Consider the following 17,644-nt stretch of genomic DNA (forward strand, 5'->3'; position numbering starts at 1 on the left):
GTATAGGGGGTCAGCAATATTTCTATTCTGTCACTCCGTCAAAAACAGACACAACCCATCGAATCCCCTGTCTTGATAGGTTTTGCAGCAGCCCAGCCGTTTTGTCCGCCATGGTATCCACCGAAGCTTGTTGTCCCTTGACGGATAACAGTTCACGCGGTGTCTCCAGGTCCTGAGTATTGACATGCTGCGCAGTCGTCGAATACCACCTGGATGCCCCGAGTTCCGTCTGCTCCTCATTTTCTTCCCTTCCACTAGCTTCATTTATACCCGCTCCCGTTTTCGGCTCAACCTTAACATTTCCACTTGTGCTATACGTACCGCTATATGCACGAGCGTTAGCTGCGGGTGTATCCTCAATAACCGTCTGTTCATATCCGACTTTCTGTTGATTTGCCGATTGAATCGTATCCCCGTTCCATTCCGGTCCATACACTGAACGCAGGCCAGATCCTGCCAGTTGCATACCCAGTAGAATACCTGCCCCCATGAGCAATACAAATCCAAGTGCTTTCTTACGAAAATGTCCAGACATTACCTTTCCCCCTTACCGCTACCTCATTTAATTGCCGCTGTTGCTCTTTTTTGTATCCGATACGTTAGTGCCCGCTTTCTGAGCTTTCTGATCTTCCCAATACACTTCGCCGATCATGTCCGCCAAAACGTCTGAGGTGCGTTTCAACTCCTCCTCGGTGTTGTCAATACCCCCGATTTCAATTAAGATGCTATGCGAAGATAAGCTTTGATTGTATTCACCGTTGTTGCCTTTGCCACCATCTTTCCCCCATACACCACGTGATACGCCATGATACGATTTTTCCAGCTTTTCATGAATACGAGCAGCAAAAGCTTCATTTTCGCGCCAATTTTTGTTGTCATGCCCAATAATAAAATACACCTTGGCATAAGAGAGTCCATTAATGGTTGCTGTTGTTTTTCCGTGACGTTGAGAATCTCGATGAATATCAAGCAGATAAGTTAAACCTTTATTTCCAGCCAAAGCTTCCTTAACTGTTTCGCGTGAATATTTATAGGAATAGTTCCAGTTATAATTTTGAACTGTAGTGGCATAATCCTTGTTTACATGCAGTGTGGATATCCCTTGTTTTTCCAGCCTCTTTTTTACGAAGTCTCCTACCCTTGACACATTGGCTGATTTAGAACCTGAATTGGGGTTGGGACTGGTTTTGCTGAGTAGTGGGTTATATGCTTCTCTGGGATGAGAATGGTAGATTAATATACGCTTGTCCCCTTTGGCCGTATCACCTGGATGATCCTCACGTGCCGGATCTGTTTGCGGTGTTGTCGGAATATCCGGCGTAGTAGTCGGTGGGTTCTCAGATGCATCTGAGCCACCAGGGGCATCCGTCGTTCCCTGATCGGGCTGATAATCCGTAGGACCCTCTACCTTTGTGTTCCCCGAACCCTTGCGCAGCAAGACAGGCGCTCCCGCAGACATGCCAGGAATCTCACGAGAAATGAGACTTTTGGGATCCTGCGGATTAATACCTGTAAGCATCTGAAAAACAAAAGGCGACCATTGTTCACCCGACAACGAAGATTGCTGCTTCTTTTGTGCCAAATGAGGTACTTCCATACCTAGCATATCCGCAAAAAAACCGCTAGACACCGAACCTGCCAATCCTTTCATCGAAGAAACAGGAGATGTTTGTAGACGATTTTCTGCCAATCCCCCTAGCCCCAAAACGACAAATAAAAGCGCCGAGCCCATGATCAGCAGCACAAGCGTATGTCCCATCGCCAAAATTTCGATACCTTTTCTTCTCCATCTTCCGACGTTCCAGGTCTGAATTTTTTTCATGTGAGCCTTGTCCTCCTTCGTCCCGTCGAAACCCGCTTTATATTCGGAACATAGGGTTCCTATCTGCTGCGGAAATCTCTTATACTTCAACTCTATGAACGGAGAACAATTGCTAGAACACAAAAAATCTCTACTACAGGTTATCACCTCCCTTTTTGAAAGAGATTAGATTCCTGTTAAATAGAGACTTTTGGTATGAAATACGATTTTACCAACCCTTGATTAATGCGTATACGCGGCGACATTGCCAGGATCAACAGCTTCGTGCAGAGCAGCGTTCAATCCAGTAGCAATGATGTTCGCGATATCTTCAATAAATTCATCGATCTCTTTAGGAGTCACAATCAGATCATGCCCCAGCGGCTGCAGTACCTCTCTCACCAGCCCAAGTCTCTCAGGTTCTGAAATATCGTCCAACATCCCCAGGATTGCTTTTGTAGAAGCTTTTTCTTTGGTAAAATGTGTTTTCATCAGTTCGATTACGTTATTGACAATGGTAGAAGCGTAGCATACCGTCGGAACGCCGATAGCGATACACGGAACACCCATAATATCCTTGGTGATACCGCGCCGCTTGTTGCCAATACCTGAACCTGGATGTATCCCGATATCGGCCACCTGAATGGTCGTATTGACGCGCTCCAGTGAACGTGACGCCAGAGCGTCAATGGCAATAATCAGTTCTGGCTTTGTGCGATCCACGATGCCTTGAACGATTTCACTGGACTCGATCCCCGTAATACCCAGGACGCCCGGTGCAATTGCGCTCACATCTCGATAGCCCGGGTTGATTTGATCAGGTGTCAGTTCAAAAAATTGACGAGTCACCATCAAATTTTCAACGACAAGCGGCCCCAGCGAATCGGGAGTAACGTTCCAGTTGCCCAGACCTACCACCAGTACCTTTGCCGTATTAGAGATCCCTATTTTTTGTATAAAATGCTCCATTTCTTTTGCAAATGCAATAGCTACACGTTGCTGGAGCCCCGTGTCGCCTTCACGCAAGCCTGGTACTTCCAACGTGACGTAATGCCCTTGTACCCGCCCAATACGGTTGGCTCCTTCTTCATTCAGTACGTCCAGCCGTGTGATTTTGATTCCGTTATCTTCCTCCACGTTCTCACTTATGCCCGACAGAGGTACAGGCTGATCCCGTTCGGCCAGTTCTCTTGCCTCTAATGCCAAATCCGTGCGTACCGCATACTTCTGCAAATCCAGATCCATCTTTTAAGCCTCCTTGGATACCATCTTTGACTATAGTGTGCGAGACACCCAACAGGTTTATGCACATCCATTTTCATCCTGTAATTCGCATCGCCTCAGAATGTTTTCTTATTGCAATTTGAGGTGTGGCATGCTAAAATATTTTAAGTTGTGAAACGTTTGTGTTCATAAGTAATGCCTTTACAGGAGGTGAATGTAATGCCAAACATCAAATCCGCTATCAAACGCGTTAAAACTAGCGACAAACGCCGTGCGTTGAACGCTTCCCAAAAATCCGCGCTTCGTACAGCAGTAAAAGCTGCCGATACAGCGTTGGTAGGTAACGAAGCTGAAACTGCTGCTGCTGCTTTCAAAGTAGCTTCCCAAAAGCTGGACAAGGCTGTAACTAAAGGTCTGATCCACAAAAATGCAGCTGCTCGCAAGAAATCCCGCTTGGCGAAAAAACTTAACGCTCTTACAGCTCAAGCGTAAGCAAGAGCTACTTTCATACGTTAATGAAAAAAACCTGACCAGCCTTGGCTGATCAGGTTTTTTTAGTTTATAACTTTTGTTAATTTATAGAGTCAGCTTTCCACGCTACATGAGCTGACTCTATAACAGCACATGGGGGGATTAGATTGAAGCCCCCGCACCCATTTTCATCAAAAATAGCTCCAGTCCCAGTACCTTGTCAACGACACCTGTTTTCATATGATAATCCAGCTCGCCCAATTCGTAGAGAAGCTGACGCAGCTGCTCAGGGCGGAACCTCCGCGCTTGGTCCCCTGCAACTTTCACCCCATAAGGATGCAAACTAAGCTGACTGGCAATTTGTTGCTGGGAATAGCTTTGACCTGCCAGCTCTTTGACCTGCAACATAATACGGAACTGTCGCGTGATCAAAGCGGCAATCTTGATCGGTTCCTCTTTTTGCTTAAGCAACTCATAAAAAATACTAAGCGCCTTATCCAGCCGCAAATTAGCCAGATCCTCAACCATCGCAAATACGTTTTGCTCTGTGTTACGAGGCACCAGGGATTCTATATCAGCGGATGAGATCGTTCCCTGTGCTCCTGCGTACAAGCAGAGCTTGTCTATCTCGGCAGCCAAGGATTGCAGCCCGGTACCTGTAAATTGAATGAGGCTTTCAGCAGCTCCTGCAGCCAATTGCACTTCTCTTTCTCCTGCACGCTTATGGATCCAAGCTATAAGATCATCTCCACCCATTGGAGCAAAAGCAATAACCGAAGCATCACTTTTCAGCTTTTTGACAATCTTTTTCCGTTCATCCAACTTTTCAGCCTGAACCGTAAAAACGATGACGCTATAGTCAGTCGGGTTATCCATATAAGTCAACAGCGTCTCAAGCCGGTGCTCTATCTTACCGCTATCTTTGCCTGCTGCAAATACACTGGTATCCCGTACAATAATCAGCTTCTTTGGCACCAGAAAAGGCGCTGTTTCCGCCTCCTCCACGACCACCTCAATTGGCGTTTCGGTTAAATCATAAGGAATGATGGCGAAGTCACGATGCTCCTCTTCCACCACTTTCTCTTTAAGCATCTCAACAAACTGCTTCATTTGATATTTTTCACTGCCGTATAGCAAATACACTGGCGAAATGTCGCCTTTGCGAATAGCCTTAGAGGCTGTTTTTACATCCATTTTCCGTTCCCCCCACCCACTGATCGTACCCGACATCCGACCGGAAGGCAAGTCATGATACAAACGAAGGGACCCTGCCTATAGACAGGATCCCTTCACCACCATCTATATCAACACGGCAGCAGAAAGCTCTAGAAACTTTCGGCCGTCGGGATACGACGTCGGTTCATATAGTATATTCTCTGTTTTTAAAAGTGTGCCAACTTACGGAAACTATTTTCCAGTGCTGCGCGGGACGGTGTACGTATATTTACTTGCTGTCCCATCCTGCTCCGTCTCATACATAAAGGTCTGGCTGTCTTCTGACCAGCTTCCTTTGACCCAGGCACCTTTTAGAGTACGGACTTCCAGTGTTGTTCGGTCTACACCGTTATCAGAAAGCTTATACACTTTCAGCTTTTTGCCCTCAATAGCCACCGCATAGCTACCATCTGGCGAGTTGAGCTGATCTGTAGAGACAGATTGGGCACTATAGCTGGAAGCATTATTGTTGTCCGGAGAGACCAGTGAATTAGATACAAATCCTTCTTTACGAACCGGGTCTTGCGACACGGATGATTGCTGATCATTAGAAGCTGCATTGCTGCTATCCGTTCCCAAGGCATTGCCCGAATCCTTTGTGATACTTTTGGAAGTCGTTTCTTTCGACGTTTCATTTGACGCAATTCGATCCTGTACCTTCAAATCCTGACTAAGCGACGAAGAAGAATCATTCGTACTTGTATTACCATTATTATCGTCCTGAGCGGTACCCGTATCCGCTAGGGGTGCTTTTTCCATTTTCGGTTCCACCTGTTCAGCAGGAGCAATCGTGGATCGATCAGATTTTTCCTGACTTAACTGTTTGTCCTCAGATTTAGGAGCATCTCCAGCAGACGGATTTTCCTTTGTCACCTGACGATCCATACGTAGCTGCCCCTGCCCTTCATCCTGACGAGAAGAATGTTCAGCTGGTGCAGACTTCGTCGAATCTTCCTCCCCAGCTCGCTGATCGTCACGTTTCCCAGCATCCCGTTTGGAAGAGTTCTTTTCATCGTTTGCACCTTGTTTGCTCAGGTCAGGATCTTTATCCGCAGGTAGCTGAGATGCATCCGTTCCTTGCCCCTGCTCTGACGGCTGCTGTGTAGAATCCGAACCAATGGCTGCATCACGGCCTCCACTGCCATTGGCTGTACCTGGAAGAATTTCCGTCTGATTCTGCGGATTCGTCACTTCGGGCGTCTGGGTTGTAAGTATGCCTTCCGCATCCTGCACTGTTTTAGGCTCGAAGTTAAACACTACAATCCCCAGTACAACAGCAGCGGCAGCCACGCCCATGGCAGCGCGTCCAGCCATTCGGTTCCACCAAGGTGTAGGCTGGGTACTTTGTCTAGGCACTGGTCCAGGCTCTACAGCCACAGGCTGCATTTCCTGAAGCGCACTTCCCTGTTCTTCACGTGCGCGGTCAATGGCATCAAGCTGAGGCATGATGGAATCCACCAGGCTGAACGCCGGGGAAACCGCAGGCAATTCCTCCAGCTCGCGAGAGAGTGTCTGAAGAATAAGAAATTTTTCCGCACAGTCCGGGCAAGTCGCAATATGGTTCATTAATTGGGACGTCTCTTCTTCGCCCAGCTCATGATCCACATAACGCTGCATCCAATCCATCACCTCTTCCCCACACTTCATCCTGATACACCACCTTTCTGATATTCCTGAAGTAGCCCTTGCAATTGCTGTCTTGCACGATATAAGTATGACTTGACCGTATTTAGCGGCAAATCCAGAGAATCTGCAATCTCGTTATAGGAGAAATCCTGCAGATATCTTAAGACAATTACCGTCCGGTGGTGCTCCGGAAGTTGTTGTATAGCCTCACGAACATCCTGTGCCATGTAAGAGGTCAACACCTCGACCTCCACGTTTTGGGGATCGTTGAATATCATGTCGTGCTCGTCAATGGAAACCGAGGGCTTCGTTCTTCTGAATTTGTCGATGCATATATTCGTTACAATGCGTTGGACCCAAGTTTTAAACTGCGCTTTTTCCTCATAAGAGTTAATTTTGGAATAGATCCGTATGAGGGCTTCTTGTGAAGCATCCATGGCGTCCTGCTCATTGTTTAGAATGTAATATGCCGTACGGTACACATGCTGTTCTATCTCTCTTAATAGGGTAATGAGAGCGTCGCGATCGCCCGATTGAGCGGCTCGAATGAGTCCCTGCTCTACCACAAAGGATCCCCCTCTCCCTGCAATATTACAGACGTATCCCTTTTGCAAATTGTTGCAGGATAGACGTCTGACACTAATTTTATTTTTTTAACAAAAAAAATTATACCAAAAAGCCCAGATTCCCCAGCGTATCCTCCCTTAGAATAACAGAAAAAGGGAAGGTAGTCACCTTCCCCTAGCTCCTACATACATCTAAATGCTAGCCTATCGAGCTGCAAGATCATATTGTTACTTCTTGGAAACCAAAAAATCAGATATGAGTTCTAATTGATAAGTCAGAGCAATCGGATCTTGAAAATAAAAATCGTCGATTGAGTATTGATATACTTTACCTGATTTAACGGCAGAAAGGTTCTTCCACACACTTTTAGATAAAATATCTTTTCCTTGGTCTGTTCCGTCGCCTCTAATACCCAACATTAAATAATCGGCATCGCCCAGCATCTCCGGTAAAGCCTCTATTGAAATGCTGGCCCATCCCTTCTCGAACGCTGCCTTTTCTACCTTCTCAGGAGCATGAAGTCCCAGCTCATCATAAAGTATGGCTCCTCCACGTCCATAAGATTTTCCATATAGATATAATTCTTTTCCTGTAATCTCAAAAATAGCGATTTTTTTGCCCGAATCAATGACGTCAGACAAAGCCTGTTTCTTCTCAGCAATCTTGGTTGCAAAATCAGCCAGGCAATTCTTCGCTTCCTGCTCCTTGTTTAACACTTTGCCCAGCTCCATCAGACGGTCCTTATATTGATATTTACCATATGGAATAAACACTGTAGGCGCTATTTTTTTCAGATTTTCATATGCTTTCTCATCATAGGTAATGATCAAATCCGGCTTCAGGGTGATCACCTTTTCAAGGGACAATGCGGAACTGTCACCGATATTTGCAACACCATTCAAATATTTTTTATAGTATGGAGCATCAAATACAGTGTCTGGAGCCCCTACAGGTGTAATATCAAGTGCTAGCACATCACCTACATAATCATCGACTGCCACTACGACACGCTGGGGATGCTCAGGAAGAGTAATTGTACCTTTATCACTTTCATATGTACGTGTGGCAGCTTCATCTCCAGTTGATGTGGTCTTGAGAGCAGTCGATTGACCGCTTTCTGTTACAGTCCCCCCCCCACTTGTAGCGCATGCACTCAATACCAGCATTAACGAAATGATGAACAAACAAGCTGATGCTCTGAATTTAAAATAACTCACAATATTCCTCCCATTAATAATGATTCTCATTTTCATTACTCATATGATTCTATCAAAGCTTACAGCTACTGTCCATGCAGATTGGATTCAAAGCAAACAGCCCACTCCTGAGAGTGAGCACCCGTTTTAGTGTGTTGTTGTACTGATAAAAAAGGATCGAAAAAACTATTTGCGTTGGTACCGCACACTCAGTTTTCCTTGCTGTGCTCGAATCTGTATCTCTCCCATCGTATCTGTTCGATATATAGCAGAATTAACTGCCGATAAACGTTCCAATACCGCTTCATTCGGATGTCCATAAGTATTGGTCGCACCGACCGAAATAACAGATACTTTCGGTCGCCAGTAGGATAACCACTCTTCCGAGGTGGAGTACTTGCTGCCGTGATGTGCTATTTTCATGACATCTATAGCTTTCCTTACTTCCCCCGTTGCTCCCTCATCTTTCACACTTGATGAAAAACGAGTTAATTCAGAGAGCAACGACGACTCTGCTGCATCATCCATATCTCCTGTGAACAAAAAAGAGGCTCCCTCCATCTCCAATATCATGGCAACAGAGTAATGATTCTGTTCCTTCATAACAGGCAACTGCTCAGATTCGTTCTCCGGTAGTGTAAACGGATAGAGAAAACGGATTTTCGTAGCCTGGTCTGGTTCCCATTCCATACTATGATGTGCACCATACAGCTTGATCTGCTTGTCTAAAGCCGTGTTCAACAGCTTACGGAATGGAGTTTTATCTGTCAGGGTACCGTTAAAAAACAAGGTAGATACAGGAATCTGGTCAAGCACAGCCTGTAGTCCTCCGGCATGATCATGATCTCCATGCGTTAAAATGACAGCGTCCAGGCGATGCACACCTCGTTGCTTTAGCAAGGGTACAATCGTATCTTCACCCACCTCGTAGGGATCTGCACGCTTGCGCCAAGCATTTTTCCCTGTCGCAAAATCCATTGTACCCCCGCCATCAACCAAGATATGTTTCCCGCCCGGCGTTGTAATTAAAATGCTGTCACCTTGGCCCACATCCAGATATTGAACAATTCCCGTATTTCCCTCACCAGGAGATTGGTAACCTGTATACAATATTCCAAGCCAAGCAATAACACTTAGAGCCAGTGCCAAATGACGATAACCATTCCACTGTCGACGAGCAAATTTCCCTGCTCCCTCAGGTTCAGGAGCCGTATGCAATATAGCCGCCCATTCTGGAGAGGCTGCTAATCCTGTATAGATAGGTGATGAAATGGGAGTAGAATTCAAAACGGTAATGTCGTTTGTTCGCCTGCGGGATGTCAGCCACGTTGTGAGCCAGTACAAAACACTGTACAGAGCTGCATAATACGCCATGACCCACAGGATGGAAGAAGACGGCCAAATACTCACATAAGCATCATCTACATTCAGCCATTTCACTAGTAAAAAGGTCAAATCGTTCAATTGCTCTGCCGGCCACGCAAGAATACGAGCCCCATCCCCCCACAAAAAGGAAAGCCCCATCGCCACCGTACCTAATGGAAGCACAATATATGTAATAAGGGATACAAGCACAAAATTGGCCGCAAATGATAACAACGAAAATTGATTAAAGTAGAATACTGTCATTGGAAACGAAACAAGCTGTGCGGTAATTGTAATCGCAACTTCACCGCCGATTAGGAAAGGCCATTTGGCGAAAAACGGCTTCATAAGCGGCATATAAATGAGCAACCCACCTGTCACCAAAAAGGAAAGCTGAAAGCTGACGCTAAGTAGATAATATGGATTCCAAATCAGCATGAGCAACGCGGATATACTTAGAATATTAAGTCCGTCTTTGAGCATACCTCGTCGGGCTGCAAACAAGCCGATCATCGCCATAATTCCCGCCCTCACAACAGAGGGAGAAGCACCTGTCAGCAGGACATAAGCCGGAATGAGTATCATCACGACCGTAAGAGATGTCTCGCGGCTAACTCTTAGTAGCTTGAGTAAATATAATAGTGTAGCTGCATATACCGCCACATGCATCCCCGATATTGCTAAAATATGCGTTAAACCAAGCTGCGTAAACTCGTTATACGTTGCTGGGTCCAACTCATCTGTTACCCCAAGTACCAGTCCTTTCATATATCCCGCGTGATGAAGTGATGTAAATGCCGATTCCATTCTCTGCCCTAGCTGCTCCCTAAGCTGATCATTCCATCTGAACAAAGTGTAGCGGTTCCAAAGTGAAGCCTCCTGCTTCTGTAACGAGGCTGCCCCATCGCCTTTGAAAAGCCAGTGGATTTCCTGTGTGTGCAGGTATTCACTGTAATCAAAGCTACCAAAGTTCCCCGCTTTTGCAGGAGCCTTTAAGGTGCCACGCAGTAGGATTGCATCTCCACGTTGCCACGCTGCCGCAAGTTGCTGTTCCTGCTTGGCAGCCAACTTGATATGAACAATGACCTGTTCAGAAATTAGTGCACGATTCTCGTCCTTTTTCGAATGACTTCCGTAGTGATTGATTGAGGTGACTCTCATCTCAAACTGTGTTCGATCACCATCTACCTGTACTTCAGAAGCGATAAGCCCTGCTACTTGAACAGGCATGTCTTCCAACATAGAAGACGATACATGAAGAGCATCGGGAATACTGCTAACATTATGCGTATCATGCCAATACCAATGAAATCCACCCCCGCTGATTGCAAGCCAAAGTAATACCATATGCCGGATGGGGATTTTCATCCATAAAGCTATAAGCGGAAAGATCAGGGTAACCCCCGCCCAGAGCAACAAAAGCATCCGTCCAGAATACAGACATGCTCCCGCACTTCCTGTAATCCAACAAACAGTAAGGGTCAATATAGGTCTAGTTAACACAAGCTTAGCTTGAATACAATCACCTTCCGGTAGCAAACATTGCTTTTTGTCCAAAATAAGCAAAACAAAAAGAACCTCTGACAAAATAGCATTCGTCAGAGGTTCTTCCTCGTTTACTTTTTAATTCATTACATCCATCAGCGTTTCTTTCGGTGGATGATAGGTCTTCAGCATACGAAAGGCGATTCCCTTTTCCTCCATCATAGCACGAACCTTGTCGGCATCTTTGGGATAAGGTCTGTGGTATACAATCTCCACAATACCGCTGTTCGCCAACATATTGGCACACGTCCAGCATGGCTGGTCAGTGACATATACTGAAGAGCCTTCACGATCAATTCGGTCAGTAAACAGTAGCAGGTTCTGCTCCGCATGAATAGTGCGAATACAACGCTGCTTCTTAACCATTTCCTCGCGCCCATCACGGTGAACGACCTCATACTCCTCTGAGATCATACAGCCTGCCTCAGAACAGTCAGGCACCCCGGATGGTGCTCCATTATAGGCCGTCCCCAAGAGCTTTTTACCTTGTACAAGTACGGCTCCAACATGACGCCGCGCACAGCGCGAACGGGTGGATACCATATAAGCGATATCCATGAAATAGGTGTCCCAGTCCTTGCGTACATCTGCACTCATTTCCATCTCTCCCGTATAAACAAGTTAAAACGTAAACCATATCCGCTACCGCCGTTCTCAGGGCCTGTACATTGTAATCTTATATAAGTTACAAGCTGACATACGGCTTCATTTTCGCCAACATTTTAGCTCCGATTCCCTTTACATGATCCAAATCGTTCACACGTTTGAACGCCCCATGCTGATTACGGTAGTTCAAAATAGCCTCGGCTTTTTTAGCCCCAACCCCTGGTAGCTCCATTAACTCGGCAGCAGTCGCCGTGTTGATGTTTACCTTTTTTTCGCCGGAAACGGGTGTAGTAACCGAATCACTTACCGTATTGGTCCTACTCGTCGTTGCACCACTCGAACTAACAATACCTGTGTCTGAGCTCGGATTCGCAACACCTGACTGCTTTACGGTACTTGAATTTCCCGCAATAGAGTTTTCGCTCACAGCAGCAGATACACCAGTAGAAATCTGCACAGTATCACGTTTCACATTGTCAGCGGCTTCGGCATTCCTACTGCGCTCAGCTTTGTCTGAGGGTTCTTTTACAGCAGGCTTTTTCTGGGCATAGTCACTGCTGCGCTGCGACTCATTTGGCTCTGAATCCATCGCCACAGCCTGCTCCACCTTATGGTTAAGTAAAGTCCACTCTTCTTGCGGCTCAGAGCGCTGTCCTCCGGCAAATAAAATAAGTCCACTCCCGATTACAGCAAGCGTTATCGCTGTTCCTGTCCATACGCGTTTCATTTCCGTATCGTCCCCTACTCCACATGGATTTCGGGAAATTGAGCCGACTGAAAACACCGTCTCAATCAAACAGAGCAAGTCTGTTCAATTCCCGTTAAACCGGAGGGTGCAAACAACCTCCATACGGTCTCGCTGTGAGCATTTTTACAAAAAAGTGGTACGACCCCGGGCACGATCTAACATGCTCAGACATAAAATTCGTCATGTCGGCCAAGACCAGGCGCATACACTAAGAAGAATGACAGCTGACAGCACAGCGTCTATACCGCAAAGTATGAAAGGAGGACGTTGAACAATGAAAGTTGGATTTATCGGGACTGGCAGCATGGGAAGTCTGCTAATTGAGTCTTTTATTAATTCTAACGCACTCAAGCCGCAGCAAATATCAGCAAGCAATCGAACGCATTCCAAGGTAACCGAGCTAGCCCGTCGTTATCCAGGTTTGCATGCAGCCCAAAGCAACCGTGAAACGGCAGCGGAAAGCGATGTTTTGTTTATCTGTGTGAAGCCGCTGGAATCAAAAGCCGTAACGGATGAAATACGCAACGTCATTACAGAAGAGCAAATCGTCGTATCTATCACAAGCCCGGTGCAGATTCGTATTTTGGAGCATACACTGAAAGCCAAAGTGTCCAAAATTATTCCCAGTATCACCCACCAAGTGGGTAGCGGAGCCTCACTATGCATCCATGGAAGCCGGATTACAGAGGAGGACCGCACCCTTCTGGAAGAGCTTATGTCCCACATCAGCAGGCCGATTCGGGTTAAAGAATCTTATACTCGAATCACGTCGGATTTTTCGAGTTGCGGTCCTGCTTTCTTGGCCTTTTTTATGGACCAGTGGATTCAAGCCGCAGTTCAAGCTACAGGTATAGACCGTACGGAGCTATGCGCCCTGGCCGGTGAAATGATCATCGGCACTGGAAAGCTACTCACGGAAGGCGGGATGACACCAGCCGAGTTACAGGCCAGAGTGGCGGTTCCCGGAGGTATTACCGCCGAAGCTCTCGCACTGTTGGACATCAGCCTGCATAGTGTCTTTCCCGAGCTGATACAAGCCACGCACAACAAGTATGAAGAAGACATGCAAAAGGTGGATGTCTCCTTCGGCTTAAAGCCAATTAACCGGCAACAATATTAACCAGCTTACCTGGAACAGCAATTACCTTGCGGATCGTTTTGCCGGCCAGTGCCTGCTGAACATTGTCCAACGACACAGCGAATGCTTCCATCGCTTTAGCATCAAGATCCTTGGCAATCGTTGCACGCTGCACAATTTTACCATTCACTTGCACAACAATTTCCACTTCGGCGTCCACCGTCCATGCTTCATCATAAGCAGGCCAGGCCGCGTAGGTAATGCTATCATTGTGCCCCAGCAGCTGCCACAATTCCTCGGCCAGATGGGGTGCAAGCGGCGACAGCATTTGCACGAAGTTTTCCATTGCTGCACGCGGCAGAAGGTCTGCTTTGTATGCATCGTTGGTGAAGATCATCAGCTGGCTGATCGCTGTATTGAAGCGCAGTGCATCCAGATCTTCGGTTACTTTTTTCAGCGTTTTATGCCAAGTACGATTGAACTCATCGCTAACGCCGTCATTTGTAATTTTATCGTTCAGGCTACCATCCTCGGAAACAAACAGGCGCCATACGCGGGACAGAAAACGATGTGCTCCCTCTACCCCATTCTCATTCCATGGCTTGGTCGCTTCCAGCGGCCCCATAAACATCTCATAAATACGCAGCGTATCGGCGCCAAACGTATTGACAATATCATCAGGATTAATGACATTACCGCGTGATTTACTCATTTTTTCATTGTTGTTGCCCAAAATCATACCCTGGTTGACCAGCTTATAAAAAGGCTCTTTCGTTTCCACTACGCCGATATCATACAGTACCTTATGCCAGAAACGGGCATACAGCAAGTGAAGAACCGCATGTTCCGCTCCGCCAATATACAAATCAACAGGCATCCATTCACGTTGTTTCTCTTTGGATACAAGCTCTTTGTCATTTTTCGGATCAATAAAGCGCAGGTAATACCAGCAACTGCCTGCCCATTGCGGCATTGTATTTGTCTCGCGGCGTGCTTTCATACCTGTCTCAGGATCAATGGTTTCGATCCAATCTGTTGCGTTCGCCAGCGGGGATTCACCTGTACCTGAAGGCTTGATATTGTCCATCTCCGGCAGTACGAGCGGAAGTTGGTCCTCAGGAACCGTTTTGATCGTTCCATCCTCTAGATGAATTACCGGAATCGGCTCGCCCCAATAGCGTTGACGGCTGAACAGCCAGTCACGCAGGCGATAGGTGACTTTGCCGTGTCCTTTGCCCTCGGCTTCCAGCCATTCAATCATCTTCGGAATCGCTTCCTCGTTGGTAAGTCCATTCAGCGGGCCGGAATTGACGTGCGGTCCATCCTCAGTATATGGCTCATTAGCCACATCTCCACCTTGGACAACCTCAATGATATTCAATCCGAATTGCTTGGCAAATTCCCAGTCACGCGCATCGTGAGCAGGTACAGCCATAATCGCTCCAGTTCCGTAGCCTGCAAGTACATAGTCAGCAATCCAGATCGGCAGCTTTTCGCCGTTCACCGGGTTCACTGCATAAGCTCCTGTGAATACGCCTGTTTTATCCTTGGCCAGATCCGTACGCTCCAGATCGCTTTTACGAGCAGCTTGTTCACGGTACTGTTGCACAGCATCCTTTTGCTCAGGCGTAGTGATAATATCCACCAATTCCTGCTCTGGTGCCAGCACACAGTAGCTTGCGCCGAACAGTGTATCTGGACGGGTTGTAAATACTGTGAGTTGCTCGTCATAGCCTTCAATTGGAAAACGAACCTCTGCCCCGGTAGACTTACCGATCCAGTTCCGCTGCATATCCTTAATACTCTCAGACCAATCCAGTTCCTCCAGATCCTCCAGCAGACGATCCGCGTATTCCGTAATTTTCAGCATCCATTGACGCATTGGTTTACGGACGACCGGATGACCGCCACGCTCACTCTTACCGTCAATAACTTCTTCATTCGCTAGCACCGTTCCCAGCGCCGGGCACCAGTTCACAGGTACTTCAGCTACATATGCAAGGCCGCGCTTGTACAGCTGGATGAAGATCCACTGTGTCCATTTGTAATAATCAGGATCCGTCGTGCTGATTTCACGATCCCAGTCGTAGGAGAAGCCGAGCGATTTGATTTGACGGCGGAAGTTATTTACATTTTTCACCGTAATTTCGCGTGGGTGCTCCCCTGTATCCAGCGCATGCTGCTCGGCAGGCAGACCGAAGGCGTCCCAACCCATCGGATGCAGTACGTTGTAGCCGCGCATTCTTTTATATCGTGAAACAATATCCGTAGCTGTGTAGCCCTCTGGGTGGCCTACATGTAGGCCGGCTCCAGATGGGTACGGAAACATATCCAAAGCATAAAACTTCGGTTTGCCCGGCTCTTCCCCGGTACGGAACGTCTTGTTCTCATCCCAATATTTCTGCCATTTTGGTTCAATACTTTGCGGTTGATAGCCGTGCTTCGGCTGTGTGTCTGTCATTGTCTTTTCCTCCTCAAACGGTATGCAACAAAAAAACCTCTGCATCCCGTAGCGTGTCAGCGCTAGGGACGAGAGGTTATATTCCCGTGGTACCACCCTAGTTAGCAGAAAGCGTTCTTCGCGTTCTACTCCCTTTGCACCTGATAACGGAGGTGATCCGATGCGGGTTAATAACAGGATACAAGCACCTGTATAGGGCGTTCCTGCGTTGGACGCATATCTCCGAGGCGAGTTCACTTTGCACTGTCAACCGGCTTGCACCACCCGCCAGCTCTCTACATGTCCAGACAAAGCTACTATTCCTCATCAGCGATTGTTTAACCGTTAATAATGGCACTATTATATTGAAAACCGCGAAAAAAGTCAAATAAGGACTACCTTTGGTGTTAAAGACCCTCTTCATACTAATTGTTCATGACACATGCATACGAATGTTTTATAATGATTTCGAATTAAATCGCTTCAAGTTGAGATGAGTTGAGATAAGAAAGGTGAGCTGAGAAATGGCACAGATTAAAATTTACGGAATAAAAGAAACTCTAAATCCAATCAAAAAGCAACTTTCAGAGGTGATTCATTCTGCTGTGGTGGATGCGTTCAAATATCCTCCTGACAAGAGGTTTCATCGTTTTTTTCCTATGGATCAGGAAGACTTTATATATGCCGATGGTCGCTCTGAGGCGTACACCATTATTGAAATCAGTATCTTTGAAGGCAGAACGACAGAAGCTAAGAAGCAACTCATTAACCTGTTATTCCAAAGAATTAACGATCTTTTGGGTATTTCTCCACAGGATCTTGAGATTACTATATTTGAAACACCCAAACAGAACTGGGGCATTCGGGGTGTACCGGGTGATGAGCTTCAGCTGAGCTATAAAGTGAATATATGAGTGCAAAAAGACGCCCTTCATGTCATCATGAAAAGCGTCTTTCTTTTCCCATACTCGCTAAATGAAGCCTTGCTATTTTACAGCAACATAAAACAGTCTCGCCGCGTCATCTTCTGCTTCTACCCATTCAAAATCCGCATATACCTTCACATCACGAAAACCCGCTTTGGACAATTCTGCCTTCATCCAGTCTGGGTCATAGGCACGTTGAACATGTATTTCCTCGAAACGCTGGTATAGATCGCGTCCTTCTTGTTCTGCTTTCGCAAAGATACTAAGATGATGCTCAATTTCACAACGGGGAGTGTCCAACGCACATGTCCAGATATACGAGATAGAGCGTTCATCCAGTACGAATGGTTGCTCTTCATCATAACGTAAAAACGTCTGAGGATGATGTACATCGAACAAGAAGGTTCCGCCAGGCTTTAGACCAGCATGCGTTCTGCGAAGAGTAGAAATTATATCTTCTTCCTCCAACAAGTAATTCAGACAATCGCAAAAAGAAATTACAGAATCCACAGGCTCGGGTAAAATCCATTCTCTCATATCCTGCTGTATCCAGCGAACGCTTCCCTCACGAAACAATCGCTGTCCCTGTGGAGTGGTTTCCATTTTGCGACGGGCTACTGCCAGCATGTCAGAGGATAAGTCGATTCCAGCCACCTCGAAGCCCGAGTTAACCAGGGGGATCGTAATTGAACCCGTTCCGCAGCCCAGCTCGGCCACCGTATGAGGCATACCGTACTGATCCCAAGCCTGCCGTGCAAAGCGCAACCAGTCCGGGTACGGCATGTCCTGCATCAGCTCATCATACACATAGGCAAACTTCCGGTAAGAAGCCATTT

At 46.7% G+C, this 17,644-nt stretch carries 16 protein-coding genes and 1 other annotated feature; of the genes, 3 read left to right on the forward strand and 13 right to left on the reverse strand.

Going from position 1 to position 17,644, the window contains the following annotated elements; genetic code table 11:
* Positions 1-22: 22 nt before the first annotated feature.
* The 3 genes from ACUUJN_RS18050 to gpr form a co-directional block, all read right to left on the reverse strand.
* Positions 23-535: a hypothetical protein gene (locus ACUUJN_RS18050; RefSeq protein ID WP_028540445.1), complete on the reverse strand. Its 513-nt coding sequence runs from the start codon at positions 533-535 to the stop codon at positions 23-25.
* A gap of 27 nt (positions 536-562) precedes the next feature.
* Positions 563-1,822 carry a stage II sporulation protein P gene (locus tag ACUUJN_RS18055; RefSeq protein ID WP_104497085.1) on the reverse strand — a complete coding sequence of 420 codons (1,260 nt, stop codon included), beginning with the start codon at positions 1,820-1,822 and terminating at the stop codon, positions 563-565.
* A gap of 222 nt (positions 1,823-2,044) precedes the next feature.
* Complete coding sequence (gene gpr / locus ACUUJN_RS18060; protein WP_023989518.1) at positions 2,045-3,046, reverse strand: GPR endopeptidase; 1,002 nt, start codon at positions 3,044-3,046, stop codon at positions 2,045-2,047.
* A gap of 198 nt (positions 3,047-3,244) precedes the next feature.
* Here gpr and rpsT point away from each other — a divergent pair, with 198 nt between their 5' ends.
* Positions 3,245-3,517 carry a 30S ribosomal protein S20 gene (gene rpsT, locus ACUUJN_RS18065; RefSeq protein ID WP_013311181.1) on the forward strand — a complete coding sequence of 91 codons (273 nt, stop codon included), beginning with the start codon at positions 3,245-3,247 and terminating at the stop codon, positions 3,515-3,517.
* Positions 3,518-3,658: 141 nt separating this feature from the next.
* Here rpsT and holA read toward each other — a convergent pair whose 3' ends face one another.
* From holA to ACUUJN_RS18105, 8 genes are all read right to left on the reverse strand, one after another.
* Positions 3,659-4,690: a DNA polymerase III subunit delta gene (gene holA, locus ACUUJN_RS18070; RefSeq protein WP_013311182.1), complete on the reverse strand. Its 1,032-nt coding sequence runs from the start codon at positions 4,688-4,690 to the stop codon at positions 3,659-3,661.
* A 213-nt stretch (positions 4,691-4,903) separates the two neighbouring features.
* On the reverse strand, positions 4,904-6,358 hold the full coding sequence (locus tag ACUUJN_RS18075; RefSeq protein ID WP_484668766.1) for an anti-sigma factor family protein: 1,455 nt from the start codon (positions 6,356-6,358) through the stop codon (positions 4,904-4,906).
* Entirely contained in the window at positions 6,355-6,903 is a 549-nt protein-coding gene (locus tag ACUUJN_RS18080) for an RNA polymerase sigma factor (protein WP_013311184.1), read from the reverse strand. The genes ACUUJN_RS18075 and ACUUJN_RS18080 overlap by 4 nt, the downstream gene beginning before the upstream one ends.
* 228 nt (positions 6,904-7,131) lie before the next feature.
* The gene (locus ACUUJN_RS18085) at positions 7,132-8,121 is read right to left on the reverse strand and encodes an iron-hydroxamate ABC transporter substrate-binding protein (protein WP_418026416.1); all 990 of its coding nucleotides are present in this window, start codon (positions 8,119-8,121) and stop codon (positions 7,132-7,134) included.
* 165 nt (positions 8,122-8,286) lie between these two features.
* Positions 8,287-10,827 carry a ComEC/Rec2 family competence protein gene (locus ACUUJN_RS18090; RefSeq protein WP_484669762.1) on the reverse strand — a complete coding sequence of 847 codons (2,541 nt, stop codon included), beginning with the start codon at positions 10,825-10,827 and terminating at the stop codon, positions 8,287-8,289.
* Positions 10,757-10,909 carry a hypothetical protein gene (locus ACUUJN_RS18095; protein ID WP_226887754.1) on the reverse strand — a complete coding sequence of 51 codons (153 nt, stop codon included), beginning with the start codon at positions 10,907-10,909 and terminating at the stop codon, positions 10,757-10,759. The genes ACUUJN_RS18090 and ACUUJN_RS18095 overlap by 71 nt, the downstream gene beginning before the upstream one ends.
* A 179-nt stretch (positions 10,910-11,088) precedes the next feature.
* A complete protein-coding gene (locus tag ACUUJN_RS18100) occupies positions 11,089-11,607 on the reverse strand; it encodes a deoxycytidylate deaminase (RefSeq protein WP_025723414.1) in 519 nt (172 codons plus the stop codon).
* Positions 11,608-11,695: 88 nt separating this feature from the next.
* Positions 11,696-12,343: a ComEA family DNA-binding protein gene (locus ACUUJN_RS18105; protein WP_023989524.1), complete on the reverse strand. Its 648-nt coding sequence runs from the start codon at positions 12,341-12,343 to the stop codon at positions 11,696-11,698.
* Between the two features lie 295 nt (positions 12,344-12,638).
* Between ACUUJN_RS18105 and comER the strand changes: the two genes are divergently transcribed.
* The gene (gene comER / locus ACUUJN_RS18110; RefSeq protein WP_484668767.1) at positions 12,639-13,484 is read left to right on the forward strand and encodes a late competence protein ComER; all 846 of its coding nucleotides are present in this window, start codon (positions 12,639-12,641) and stop codon (positions 13,482-13,484) included.
* On the opposite strand, the gene leuS is transcribed toward comER, so the two are convergent.
* Positions 13,465-15,903 (reverse strand): leucine--tRNA ligase, encoded by a 2,439-nt coding sequence (gene leuS, locus ACUUJN_RS18115; protein WP_484668768.1) that lies wholly within the window; start codon positions 15,901-15,903, stop codon positions 13,465-13,467. The genes comER and leuS overlap by 20 nt on opposite strands.
* 61 nt (positions 15,904-15,964) lie before the next feature.
* Positions 15,965-16,222 (reverse strand) — a binding site (T-box leader).
* A gap of 184 nt (positions 16,223-16,406) precedes the next feature.
* On the opposite strand from leuS, the gene ACUUJN_RS18120 reads away from it, so the two are divergent.
* Positions 16,407-16,796, forward strand: coding sequence for a tautomerase family protein (locus tag ACUUJN_RS18120; RefSeq protein WP_023989527.1), 390 nt, complete (start codon positions 16,407-16,409; stop codon positions 16,794-16,796).
* A 72-nt stretch (positions 16,797-16,868) separates the two neighbouring features.
* On the opposite strand, the gene ACUUJN_RS18125 is transcribed toward ACUUJN_RS18120, so the two are convergent.
* Entirely contained in the window at positions 16,869-17,642 is a 774-nt protein-coding gene (locus ACUUJN_RS18125; protein WP_484668769.1) for a class I SAM-dependent DNA methyltransferase, read from the reverse strand.
* Between the last annotated feature and the right edge of the window lie 2 nt (positions 17,643-17,644).

The sequence above is a fragment of the Paenibacillus sp. LRG-1 genome (assembly GCF_057220305.1).